We start from the raw sequence: 12,088 nt of genomic DNA on the forward strand, positions 1-12,088 counted from the left end.
GAGGCCCCGCCGCGTCCTGGTGCTCCCCGCACCGGAGGCCCCGGCAGGCTGGGCGGCGCGCCCAACGGTCGCGGCCCCGGCGGTCCCGGCCCCAACGGCCGAGGGCCCGGGCGCGGCCCTGGCGGCCCCGGTGGCCGTGGGCCCGGCGGTCCAGGCGGTCCCGGCGGCCCTGGTGGTCCGAACGACCCCGTCGGGCGGACCGGCTGGAAGCGCATCCTGCTCGGCCCTGGGCTGAAGCGCAAAGGCTGGCGTCGTTACCTGCCTCCTTGGCGACCGGTCATGGGCGTCATGCTCCTCGGCTTCGCCGCCGTCTGCACGCTGGTCGCGGTCGCCTACGCCAAGACTCCGACTCCCGCTGAACCCACCGTCCAGGGTGTCGAGGACCAGGCTTCGATCTTCTACTACGCCAATGGGAAGGAACTCGGCCGGATCGGCAAGAAGCGGCAGAGTGTCCAGTTGGGTGCTCAGGGCGAGAAGCCCACGACCGGCAAGGTGCCCGACTTCGTCCAGAACGCCGTCCTCGCGGCCGAGAACCGGAGCTTCCGCAGCGACAAGGGCGGCATCTCCATCAAGGGCACCGGGCGCGCGGTGTGGGTCAACCTGACGGGCGGCAAGGGTGGTGGCTCGACCATCACCCAGCAGCTGGCCAAGAACTACTACTCCGACGTCAACAATCGCACGATGAGCCGGAAGTTCAAAGAGCTCTTCATCTCGATGAAGCTCGAGGACAAGCACTCCAAGGACGAAATTCTCAGGCTCTACCTGAACACCATCTACTTCGGTCGCGATACCTACGGGATCCAGGCCGCCTCCCGCGAGTACTTCCATACGGACGTGTGGAAGCTCAAGCCTGACCAGGCCGCCTTCCTCGGAGGGCTCATCCAGAACCCCAACCGGGATCCGTCCGAGCAGAAGAACAAGAACTGGATCAAGGAGCGGTACGACTACACGCTCAACGGCCTGGTGACCATGGGCAAGATGGACACCGCGCAGGCGACCTCCTATAAGGCGAAGCTGCCGTACTTCTACAGCGCGGGCTCGTCCGGTAACACCTTCGGCGGGCAGAAGGGCTACATGCTCATGCGCGCCAAGTTGGAGCTGGAGCGCCAGGGCATCACCAGCCAGAAACTGACCACCGAGGGCCTCCGCGTCACCACCACCTTCGACCCGAAGATGATGGTGGAAGCCAAGAACGCGGCGGAGAAGACCGTCCCTCAGGTGAACCCGAAAAAGCTGGCTAAGAAGAAGATCCGGGTCGGTCTGATCTCGGTTGAGTCAAAGACCGGAAAGGTACGGGCCTTCTACGGCGGGCCTGACTACCTGAGCCAGTCGTTCGACAACGTCTGGCTGGGGTCCGCACAGGCTGGTTCGGCGATGAAGCCGTACGTTCTCGCCGCCGCCCTCAAGAAGGGCTACAGCCTCCAGAGCCTGGTCGACGGCCGGTCGATGGTGCCCATCGACACGCAGGGCAACATCACTCCGGGCGGTGTGAAGTTCCGGACCGGTCATGCCAAGCCCGCCATGAACCTGATCGAGGCGACGCAGTGGTCCAACAACACCGCCTACGTCCAGCTCGGCTTCAAGGTCGGCTCCCAGGACGTCTTCAAGACGGCAACTGACGCCGGCATCGCGAGCACGCTGCTGAACCCGCACAAGGGCGGCGCCGGCATGTTCCTCGGTGCGAACGACATTCGCCCGGTTGAGCAGGCAGCGGGCTACGCCGCATTCGCCAACGGCGGCACCTACTACCAGCCGCGCGTGATCGAAAAGGTGCTGGAGCCCGACAAGAGCAAGAGCGACCAGAACGGCAAGGGCAAGGTCACCTACAAGGAAAGAAAGCTCAATTGGGAGAAGCACCGGGTCTTCGATGAGAGCGTCGCGGCGAAGGCGACCTATGCCATGCGGAAGGTCGTCACGGCCGGTACCGCGACCGCGGCGCAGCTGCCCGACGGACGTGAGGCGGCCGGCAAGACCGGAACGACCGACAACAACGTGGCCACCTGGTTCGTCGGCTACGTCCCCCAGCTCTCCACTGCCGTCACGTTGTTCAACGACAACTACGACAAGAAGTTGAAGCGGAAGAAGTCCCTCATCCTTCCTGGCGTCGGCGAGGTGCAGGGTGGCACCATCCCGGCGAAGATCTGGCGCTCCTTCATGGCAGGGGCGACCGAGGGCATGACTGCGGAGACGTTCCCGCAGGCGTCGATGGACGGCACCGTCTACAAGTACGCCCAGCCGCCGAAGAAGAAGGAAAAGGACGAGGACGAGGGCAAGCCCGGGTGGTGCAAGCTTCCGGGCCTCGAGAACCACCCGCGGTGCAAGGGCGATAACGAGCCCGAACCGGGCGACCCCGGAAACAAGCCGCCGTGCCAGTCGCCTGTGCCGGATGGCAACTGTGACCCGAACAAGCCGCCGTTCCAGCCCCCGCCCGATTGGTGGTGCAGGGCGCACCCGGACCAGGCGCAGCAGTACCCGACCTGTCGCAAGGGCGACGACGGCGGGCGTCCTGGCAACGGCGAGACTCCGCCGTTCCCGAACCAGCAGCAAACGCAGCCGGCTTTCTTCCTGCCTTCGACCTACCGATCAGAGGAGTGACGCCGGCCGCTGTTGATGGCGGTTGACGGTTGGGACGTGAGCGTGGCGGGTCTCCATTGCGGAGGCCCGCCACGCTCCTTTTTGTGTGGATGAACCCGATATGGCGTGGCTTGCGTACCGGAGGGTGAGGACCGCCCGAGGAGCGGGGTGCGCTCGCTCCGAGGGGTAGATGACAGGACAAGGCGGGCATTTTGCCTGCTCAAGTGGCCCTTCACCGGGCCGGCCGAGCACGGCGGTCACACCGCTACCGACGTGAGCAGTAGTCTCGGACGACGCAGAGCCGTACCCCAGTCGAACGAGGAAGCGTGTGAGTTACCCAAGCCCGTACGGACCGGAAAACGGAGAGAACCCGGGCAGGAAGGGTTCATACCGCCCCGGAGGGGCCGGCACGCCAGGCAGGGCACCGGGTGGCATTCCCACCGGCTCGCCGACGCCCGGCGGGTCCCCCAGACCGTCGGCTGTAGGGGGATCCGGTCGGCTCGGTGGAGACCGTTCCGGAGGCGCCCCTGGACGCCGCGAAATACCTCGCGTCGCGGCCAGGTCAGGCGTTCCGGCTGGGGCCGGTGGTCCTCGCGGCTCTGGACGTCCGAGCGGCCCTGGCGGCCGCGGCGGCCCCGGGAGTCCTGGCGGTCCCAATGGGCCTGGCGGTCCGGGTGGCCGCGGCGGTCCCGGCGGGTCTGGCGGTTCCGGTGGCCCGGGCGGTCCATGGGGGCCAGATGGCCCCGGCGGGCCGCGGGGTGGGGGTCGGCGGCGGACCAAGGGGCCTCGCCGGGAAGGTTGGAGGCGGTACGTGCCGTCATGGAAGGTCGTCTCCGGTGTGACGGCCCTGATGTTCCTCGCCGCCGTCACCCTCGTCGGAGCCGGCTACGCGATCACGCCGATGCCGGACGAGCCGCAGGACGGCGTCACCGACCAGGGCTCGGCGATCCTCTATCAGGACGGGAAGACGCCGATCGTGCGGCTGGGGGCCACTCGCGAGTCCGTTCCGCTGAGCAGGGTGCCCAAGCACGTCCAGCAGGCCGTGCTGGCCGCGGAGGACCGTAACTTCTACAACGAGCGGGGTGTCTCGCCCAAGGGACTCGCCCGCGCGGTCTTCAAGACCGCCACCGGCGGCGACACCCAGGGTGGTTCAACGATCACTCAGCAGCTGGCCCGGAACTACTACAAGGGGCTCAGCCAGGACCGCACCATGAGCCGGAAGTTCAAGGAGATCTTCATCTCCATGAAGGTGGGCAACACGCTCACACACGACAAGATCCTCGAGATGTACCTGAACACGGTCTACTTCGGCCGTGAGGCGAACGGGATCCAGGCGGCGTCACGGGCCTACTTCCGCCAGGACGTGAGCAAGCTGAACGTCGCGCAGGGCGCGATGCTCGCCGCGATGATCCAGCAGCCGAGCTACTTCAAGACCCGGGGCAACGACGAGGCCAACCGGGCATTGCGTTTCCGCTGGAACTACGTCCTCGACGGCATGGTCAAGATGGGCAGTCTGAGCCAGGCAGAGCGGCAAAGCATGCAGTTCCCGAGGACGACGTACAAGTGGAGTGACGCCAAGGAGACCAGCCAGACCGGCTTCATCAGGGAGCGGGTCATGGACGAGCTCAACCAGATCAAGGGTCTGCCGCGGGACAGAGAGAACGCCGGCCTGCGCGTCACGACCAGCCTCGATCCCAAGTGGATGGAGTACGCCAAGGACGCCATGGTGGAGGCCGGCGTCGCCCGGTGGCCGAAGCGGATCGGCGCCGGGCTGATCGCGGTCGATCCGGAGAACGGGGAGATCAAGGCGTTCTACGGCGGTAACCCCGAACGCAGCCAGGTCGACACGGTCTTCACGCCGGGTGCCCAGGTGGGGTCCTCGTTCAAGCCGTACGTGCTCGCCACCGCCCTCAAGAAGGGCCAGAGCATCAAGTCGACCATCATGGGCAAGTCGCCGCAGTGCTTCGACGGCGCGGGCAACAACATGCCGGTCGGCACCGACTGCTACAAGGTCAACAACGATGAGGGCGACCCGCCGATGGGCGTCATCAACCTCGTCAAGGCCACTGAGAAGTCGGTCAACACCGCCTACGTCAAGCTCGGCCTGAAGCTCGGTCTCGACGACGTGGTCGAGACCGCGACGGAGCTGGGCGTCCCGAAGAAGTACCTGGCCCAACATCAGAACCAGGGTGGTCTGTCCCTGGGCATCTCCAACATCCCTGCCGTCTACCAGGCGTCCGGCTACGCCGCGTTCGCCAACGGAGGCCGTCCCGTCACCCCGCACCTGGTCACCAAGGTCGAGATCAAGACGGAGGACGGCAAGATGCGCAAGATCCCGTTGCCATGGGACGAGGAGAAGGAACGGGTCCTGACCAAGGACCAGGCTGCGCAGGCGACGTTCGCGATGAAGTCGGTCGTCCAGAGCGGCACCGCGACCAGGGCGCGGCTGAGCGACGGCCGTGAGGTCGCGGGCAAGACCGGTACGACGGAGAAGAACGCGGCGGCCTGGTTCGTCGGGTACGTGCCGCAGCTGTCGACGGCCGTGACGATGTACAACGAGAAGGTCAAGCCGATCTCCGGCATCCCCGGCTTCCAGGGCAACAGCATCTACGGTGGCACCATCCCGGCGCAGATCTGGAAGAACTTCATGGAGAAGGTGATCGCCGGCGAGAACATGCAGCCGGAGTCCTTCGATCCGCCGACGTACAGCGACAGCACGCCGAAGGTCTGGGACACGCCGCCGCCGGCCCCGTCGCCGACGCCTTCCACGAACCCCTCGTGCCAGCCGGCTGTGCCCGGTACCCCGCTCCCGCCGGGCGTGGAGCCGTGTCCTTTGGATACGCCGACGCCCGGTCCGAGCACGCCGACGCCCCCACCCGACTCCGGTGGGCAGCCGTGTGACCAGTGGGGCATGCCGTTGGGCTGCAACCCGGACGTCCCGCCGTCCACCCCGCCGCCGTCGTGGTGGTGCGAGCGGCGTCCGGACAACCCGCAGTGCCAGAACCCGGATCAGCAGCGTTCGAACCAACCTCAGAGGCAGAGCGAGCGGAGCGGCTGGGGTCCGTGAGGGCTGAGCCTGGCAGCGGCCGGGCCGTGTGAACGGCCGGGCCGCTGTGGGCGGCTGGGGTCCGTGACCTGAAGCAGGGTGGTCGATGTGTTTCAGCCAAGGGCAATAGGGTTCGTCCATGTCGTCGTCTACCCCCGCCGCATCTGCCCTTGACGACCAGTCAGGCGGTCACGGGCGTTTGATGCGCCTCTTGCCGGTGCTGACCGGAGTCACCGCGCTGGTGTGTGTGTTGGGCTGGCTACAGAAACAACCCTGCGCCACGGCGGGCTTCGACTTCGTCAAGACGACGACGCGCGGGTGCTACACCGACATCTACCCGCTCTATTACGTACGCGGGTTGAACGACGGCAAGGTGCCCTACTTCGATTCGTTCGCCGGCGACGACATCACATACGTCGAGTATCCGGCGCTGAGCGGTTTCTTCATGCAGTTGGTCGCCATGCTTGTACGGCCGTTCGGCGTCGAGACGCGGGGCATGGCGTTCTACAACGTGACCGTGCTGCTCCTGGCGTTGCTGGCCATCGTCACCGTTCTCGCCACGGCCTATGTTGCCGGACGCAAGACACTGAGGGTCGGCCTGATGGTGGCGTGCTCACCCGCGCTGCTGCTCACCGCGTACATCAACTGGGATCTGCTTGCGGTGGGGTTGTCGGCGCTGGCGCTTGCCGCATGGGCGTCCAAAAGGCCGCTGCTGGCAGGGCTCCTGCTCGGCCTGGCGATCGCAGCGAAGTTCTATCCGCTGCTCTTCCTCGGACCGCTCGTCCTCCTCTGCGTTCGCGCTGGGCAGTGGCGGGCAATGGGCCGCATGGTGGCGGGGGCCGCGGTCGGATGGCTCGTCGTCAACCTGCCTGTGATGGTGTTCGCGTGGGAGGGCTGGCTGGAGTTCTACAGCTTCAGCCGAAGCCGTGGCATCGACTGGGGCTCGATCTTCTTCTATCTCCGTGACCACGGTGTACCGGCGGCCAACAACACCGACGACCTCAACTTCTTCGGCACTGGCATCTTCCTCGTCCTTGCCGCCGGAATCGCGGTCCTCGCCTTCACGGCACCGACCCGGCCGCGGCTCCCACAGTTGATGTTCCTGGTCTTGGTGGCGTTCATGCTGCCCAACAAGGTGTGGTCGCCGCAGTACGTGCTCTGGCTGCTGCCACTGGTCGTCCTGGCCCGGCCGCGCCTGCCCGCGTTCATCGTCTGGCAGGTGGGCGAGGTCATCTACTTCTTCGGCATCTGGTGGTACCTGCTGGCCGTGTCCAACCGCCGGCCTGGATCCGACCTGTCGACCACCCTCTCGTCGCTGCTGCACTTCGACGTCCCACCAGGTGGAATCGATGACGGCACCTACTACGTCGCGCTCTTCGCCAGGTTCCTGACTGTGCTGTTTCTGGCGCTGCTGGTCGTGCGCGACATCCTGCGTCCTTCGGGTGATGCCGTACGAGAGGACGGTGTGGACGACCCGGCGGGAGGTGTGCTCGACGGCGCCGCCGATGTCATCAGCCTCCGTACCCTGCGTGCCCGCCGAGCCGCCACGGCCACCGCATAGGAAGCGGCAAGGCCGCCCGGCAGCAGCGCTACCCGGGCGGCCTGCGGAGACTCCTCGTCAGGACCCAGAACGGACCTTGCGGAAGAAGGCGCGCACGTCTTCGGTGAAGAGGTCGGGCACTTCCATCGCCGCGAAGTGGCCGCCGCGCTCGAAGTCCGACCAGTGCACGACGTTGTTCCCGTACTCGGCGTACCGCCGGATGGCGATGTCCTCGGCGAAGACCGCGACGCCGACCGGAGTGGTGGGGCGCTCCTGGCTCCAGTCGCCACCCGAGTGCATGTTCTCGTAGTAGAGGTTCGCGGCCGAGCCGAACGTGTCGGTGAGCCAGTAGAACATCACGTTCGTGAGCATGCGGTCGCGGTCCAGGGCCTCCTCGGGCAGGGCCTCGGTCGGGAACGTCCACTCCTTGAACTTCTCCACGATCCAGGCGAGCTGCCCGACGGGAGAGTCGGTGAGGCCGTGCGCAAGGGTCTGCGGTCGGGTGGCGTGGACCTGAAAGTACGCGCTGCCGTCGTCCTTCCACGTCTTGAGGCGCGCCATGCGCTCCTTCTCGACCTCGCTGAACGTCGCGAGCTCCTCTTCGGAGACGTCGCCGTAAGGGATGAATCCGTAGGTCGCGGCGTTCACGTGCACGCCGACGACGTTCTCGGTGGCGGCCTTGCCCAGCGCCGGGGCGACGAACGCGCCCATGTCTCCGCCCTGCGTGCCGTACTTCTCGTACCCGAGCCGGCTCATCAGCTCCTTGTAGGCCTGCGCGACCCGGCCGATGTTCCAGCCGGTCTCCTTGACCGGCCCGGAGAAGCCGAAGCCCGGCATCGACGGGATGACCAGATGGAACGCGTCGCCGGGGTCACCTCCGTGCGAGCGGGGGTCGGTCAGCGGGCCGATCACGTCCAGGAACTCGACCACAGAACCGGGCCAGCCGTGCGCGAGTAGGAGCGGCAACGCGTTCGGCTCGGGGGAGCGTACGTGCAGGAAGTGCACATCGACTCCATCGATCCTCGTGATGAACTGCGGATACTTGTTGAGAGCGGCCTCGTGCCCGCGCCAGTCGTACGACGTCCGCCAGTACTCGGCCAGCTCACGCAGGTAGTCCGTCGGCACGCCACGCTCCCAGCCGCCGCCCGCGACGGGCGTGCCCCACCGAGTCCAGGCCAGGCGCTCGCGCAGGTCGTCGATGTCGGCCTGCGGGACGTCGATGCGGAAGGGACGGATCTCGGTGGAGCCGGTCATGGAGTTCCCCTCTCAAGCCACTATGTTGAACGGATCGTTCTGTTCCCATAGTAGCAGAACGGAATCATCTATTCCACTATTCGCGAGCGCCCAGCGCGGCGATGAACCACTCGAAGACCGGGGTCAGGGCCGGCGGGGCCGGCCAGCCATTGATCGTCGCGAGCAGCTGCCAGTAACGCTCGGCCGCCGGATCGTTCCCGACTTCGAGACGGTTGAGCAGCTTGCGCCGGAAGTCCGCATCGTCGGAACGCCCGGTCGCCTGCGCATAAGCGGCGACGAGTTCGTCGACGAACGGCGTGGCCTCGGCGGATTCAGGGGAGACGCCCGCCGCCCTCGCTTGCTCGACCTTCGCGATCACGATCTGTGTGAGGTCGTGGTGAAGGCCGTCCTGGAAGCCGGTGTCGCGCTCCGACGCCTGGAACTCGGCCATGCGCCGGACCCGCGCCCGGAAGTCGGGCTCCTGGACGAGCTCGGCGAGCTCCACCCAGGCGTCCACCTGTTCCGGCTCGGGATCATCCGGCAGCTCCGGCATGGCCGACCGCAGCATGGCCACGAACTCGGGATTGGCGTCGAGGCCGCCGAAGGTCTCGTCGATGAAGTCGTTGATGATCCGCCGCCGCTCCTCGTCGGAGAGCTTGGCGAGCTTGTGCATGAGTTCCATCTCCTCCGGACCGGATCCGCGCTTTGCCACCGCCCGCAGCACCGCGCGGCGCAGCCGCAGCGTGCCGATCTGGGCGTCCAGGGCCTCGGCGTGCGCGGCGGCGACCTCGGCGACGGTGACCTCGCGGTCCAGCACCCGCTGGACGGTCGCAAGATCGATCCCGAGTTCGCGCAGCGTCCGCACGAGATCCAGACGGGCCAGCGCGTCCAGGTCGTACAGCCGATAGCCGGCATGGGTGCGATCGGTCGGCGGCACCACTCCGCTGTCGGAGTAGAACCGGATCGTCTTGACCGGCAGACCGGTCCGCCGCGCCAGTTCCCCGATCGTGTAGAGAGTGTCGCCGTCCATGTCCCCCACCTTGGGGTCTCCAGCCACTGGAGACTCAAGCCGCCCATCGAAAGTCGACCATCCCACGCCCTTACGTAATCGTCACAAAGCGCCTCAGCGCCTGAACCGCCTCAGCACAGAGCGCATGAGCGCGGAGCGTATGAGTGCAGGGCGTATGGGTGCGGGGGCGTATGGGTGCGGGGGCGTATGGGTGCCGGGGCGTATGGGTGCAGGGCGCATGGGCGCATGGGCGCAGAGCGCCCAGCACATGGGCACATGGGCGCCTCAGCAACCGGCGCCCAGCACGTGAGCGCACAACGCATGAGCGCATGGGCGCAGAGCGCATGAGCGCAGAGTGCATGAGGGTCCAGCACATGGGCACATGGCGCCTCAGCATGGGAGCCCAGCACGTGAGCGCATGAGCGCAGAGCGGCCGGGCGCAGAGCGCAGAGCGGCCGGGCGCAGAGCGCAGAGCGGCCGGGCGCAGAGCGCAGAGCGGCCCGGCGCAGAGCGCATGAGCGCCCGGCGCATGAGCCGCCTCAGCGCTTGAGCGCCCAGCACATGGACATATGGGCGCCTCAGCACTGGCGCTCAGCGCAGAGCGCATGAGCGCCTCAGTGCGGCGAGGGTGGATGAGCGGCGGCCCCGCTATGCCCCATGAGCACGATTTAGATCGACGCAGCAGGCCATGTCCAGGCACCGGACGACTGCGACGCCACGATCTACCGTCTGGGCTGAACGCACGGATGACCATGGGGAAGCCAGCCAGGGAAAGCGCAAAGATCGCGCACGGCCTGAGGTCGTGTGCGATCTCTGCGTCGCGGTGTAGAGCGGGTGGCGGGCCTCAGCCCTTGTAGCCGGGGTCGGGGATGGAAGGCGTGCCCCCTTCCTTGCGGGCCTTGCGCGCCTCCTCGACGAAGTCGCGGGAGAACAGCGCCGACAGGGTCGCGACTCCGCCGCGGTGCACCCGGACCTCCGCACTGCGGATCTCGCCGACGAGCTGCACGCGCCGGCCGGATCCGTTCTCACCGGTCCAGTCCTTGACGCGGCCGCGCCGGATAAAACGCAGGTCCCAGCTGTCGATGTCGGTGTCGTCGTCGACGAGCAACTTCACCCATGCGTGGTCGAGGTCGAGGCGGACCTCGATGTCGCCTACGGCGATCCGTGGCGAACGCAGGTCCAGTACGACGCCGCCGCGGTGGGCACGCACCTCGATGTGCCGTGCGGTCGTCCAGTGGCCGAGGCGCTTCACGGTGCGGTAGTCCGCCTGGACGCGTTCGACGGAGGCGGGGGGCACGGCCTCGGGCGCGGTGGTGTCGGGGGTCTTGGTGCTGGTCATGGTGGGTCTCCTCCCGGGCGGGTACCGACTCTCATATCGAGTAGCTCTAAATAAGTGTCTCTCGATATGAGAGATATTAGGAAGCGGGCCGGCCCCTGTCAAGCACGGACGTAGAAATGGCCCCAGTGGAGCACCACGGAACGGTCAGGCCAGCTCAGCGCGTCGGCGGGGCCGCCCCATGTCGGGCTGTGGAACCATCACGAGAACGGGTGCCGCGATGGCGGACGCTCATCCCGACTACACCGCCGACCACTACCGCGGTTTCGTGCAGGTGGCAGACCGAGATCCGGCTTGCGGCCGGAGGGACACCGCCGGGAGATGACGTGGACGCGAAGAAGGCTTTGGACGACTTGCTCGCGGGGCGGCTGGAGCCTGGCGTCTTCCAGTGGCGCCCGCCCGCCGAGTTCAACTGGGTCGAACGGGCCGAGCAGGCCGGTACGCGAGTCTTCCGGCTGGACGGTCATGCCGTCCGGGGCAAGGAATCGTTCCTGCGGATGTGCTCTGAGGTCTTCGAGTTCCCCGACTGGTTCGGCGACAACTGGGACGCGCTTGAGGACTGCCTGACCGACTTGTCATGGGCGCCCAGCCGGAAGGGTTACCTGATCGGGTACGAGGCGTGGTTGGAACTGGCCGAGGCCGACCATGGCTCGTTCCGCACGGCCGTCGACGTGTTCGCCGAAGCCGTGGAGTCGTGGCGGGACAGCGACACCCCGATGACCGTCCTCCTCCTCGGTGAGGGCGGGACCGAGCTGTCCGGGGTGCCCGAGATGGAATGAGGCCGGAGACGTATGATCTCCGGCCTCAAAGGTCGAGCCGCCAGGCTGTGCATCGGACGAGTGTCTCTTGGCTGTACCCGGCTCAGAGGCGCGCGGCGGGCGTCGGCGGAGGGACCGGCTCAGGGGACCGGCTTGGCCATGCACTCGGCCACGCGACTCGGCCAGGTGATCCGGGCTTAGTAGGTGCCTGAGTTGGACTCGTTGATGCTCCACAGCGCCGCGCCGTAGATGCCGACCACGACGATCCAGTAGAGCAGGCCGAGCGCGAGCATGATGTAACCCATGATCAGGCCCGCGGCGGCCATGCCGCTGCCGCCCTCGCCCGTACGTCGGATCTGGCCCTGCGCGACATGTCCGAAGATGACCGCGAGGATCGAGCCGAAGCCGCAGGTGAAGATGCCGACGATGCCCAGGATCATCGAGGCGGTCGCCATGCCGTTGGTGCGGACGGCCACGGGGGCGCCGCCGTAGTAGTGATGCTGGACCTGGGCCGGCGGGTACTGCTGCTGTGCGTAAGGGTCCTGCGATCCGTAGCCGTACGGGTCGTAAGGGGGCTGGGACATCGACTTCC

9 protein-coding genes are annotated in these 12,088 nt (G+C 67.1%); 5 read left to right on the forward strand and 4 right to left on the reverse strand.

Annotation, left to right across the window (positions count from 1 at the left end):
- The 4 genes from F8566_RS51950 to F8566_RS43400 form a co-directional block, all read left to right on the forward strand.
- Positions 1-235: hypothetical protein (locus F8566_RS51950; RefSeq protein WP_404800401.1), on the forward strand; the 235-nt coding region annotated here is incomplete at its 5' end.
- Positions 236-279: 44 nt separating this feature from the next.
- Positions 280-2,595 (forward strand): transglycosylase domain-containing protein, encoded by a 2,316-nt coding sequence (locus F8566_RS43390; protein WP_151569168.1) that lies wholly within the window; start codon positions 280-282, stop codon positions 2,593-2,595.
- 790 nt (positions 2,596-3,385) lie between these two features.
- Positions 3,386-5,641: a transglycosylase domain-containing protein gene (locus F8566_RS43395; protein ID WP_151569170.1), complete on the forward strand. Its 2,256-nt coding sequence runs from the start codon at positions 3,386-3,388 to the stop codon at positions 5,639-5,641.
- A 181-nt stretch (positions 5,642-5,822) separates the two neighbouring features.
- Entirely contained in the window at positions 5,823-7,181 is a 1,359-nt protein-coding gene (locus F8566_RS43400; protein ID WP_225994055.1) for a glycosyltransferase family 87 protein, read from the forward strand.
- A 57-nt stretch (positions 7,182-7,238) separates the two neighbouring features.
- Here F8566_RS43400 and F8566_RS43405 read toward each other — a convergent pair whose 3' ends face one another.
- The 3 genes from F8566_RS43405 to F8566_RS43415 all read right to left on the reverse strand — a co-directional run bounded on the left by F8566_RS43405 (position 7,239) and on the right by F8566_RS43415 (position 10,741).
- Positions 7,239-8,414 (reverse strand): epoxide hydrolase family protein, encoded by a 1,176-nt coding sequence (locus tag F8566_RS43405; RefSeq protein ID WP_151569174.1) that lies wholly within the window; start codon positions 8,412-8,414, stop codon positions 7,239-7,241.
- Positions 8,415-8,490: 76 nt separating this feature from the next.
- The gene (locus F8566_RS43410; protein WP_151569176.1) at positions 8,491-9,423 is read right to left on the reverse strand and encodes a MerR family transcriptional regulator; all 933 of its coding nucleotides are present in this window, start codon (positions 9,421-9,423) and stop codon (positions 8,491-8,493) included.
- An 823-nt stretch (positions 9,424-10,246) separates the two neighbouring features.
- Complete coding sequence (locus F8566_RS43415) at positions 10,247-10,741, reverse strand: hypothetical protein (protein ID WP_225994056.1); 495 nt, start codon at positions 10,739-10,741, stop codon at positions 10,247-10,249.
- Positions 10,742-11,064: 323 nt separating this feature from the next.
- On the opposite strand from F8566_RS43415, the gene F8566_RS43420 reads away from it, so the two are divergent.
- Complete coding sequence (locus tag F8566_RS43420) at positions 11,065-11,517, forward strand: barstar family protein (RefSeq protein ID WP_192810162.1); 453 nt, start codon at positions 11,065-11,067, stop codon at positions 11,515-11,517.
- Positions 11,518-11,693: 176 nt separating this feature from the next.
- Here the strand turns inward: F8566_RS43420 and F8566_RS43425 are convergent, their stop codons facing one another.
- Entirely contained in the window at positions 11,694-12,080 is a 387-nt protein-coding gene (locus tag F8566_RS43425; protein WP_151569180.1) for a DUF4190 domain-containing protein, read from the reverse strand.
- Positions 12,081-12,088 lie beyond the last annotated feature (8 nt).

Origin of the sequence: Actinomadura rudentiformis (genome assembly GCF_008923185.1) — a bacterium.
GTDB classification, from domain to species: domain Bacteria; phylum Actinomycetota; class Actinomycetes; order Streptosporangiales; family Streptosporangiaceae; genus Spirillospora; species Spirillospora rudentiformis.

What these genes read in the sequence shown, in the direction of transcription:
- F8566_RS43390 (WP_151569168.1), top strand. Translation starts at nt 280, where the DNA reads ATGGGCGTCATGCTCCTCGGCTTCGCCGCCGTCTGCACGCTGGTCGCG.
- F8566_RS43400 (WP_225994055.1), top strand. Translation starts at nt 5,823, where the DNA reads ATGCGCCTCTTGCCGGTGCTGACCGGAGTCACCGCGCTGGTGTGTGTG.
- F8566_RS43405 (WP_151569174.1), bottom strand. Translation starts at nt 8,414, where the DNA reads ATGACCGGCTCCACCGAGATCCGTCCCTTCCGCATCGACGTCCCGCAG.
- F8566_RS43410 (WP_151569176.1), bottom strand. Translation starts at nt 9,423, where the DNA reads ATGGACGGCGACACTCTCTACACGATCGGGGAACTGGCGCGGCGGACC.
- F8566_RS43415 (WP_225994056.1), bottom strand. Translation starts at nt 10,741, where the DNA reads ATGACCAGCACCAAGACCCCCGACACCACCGCGCCCGAGGCCGTGCCC.
- F8566_RS43425 (WP_151569180.1), bottom strand. Translation starts at nt 12,080, where the DNA reads ATGTCCCAGCCCCCTTACGACCCGTACGGCTACGGATCGCAGGACCCT.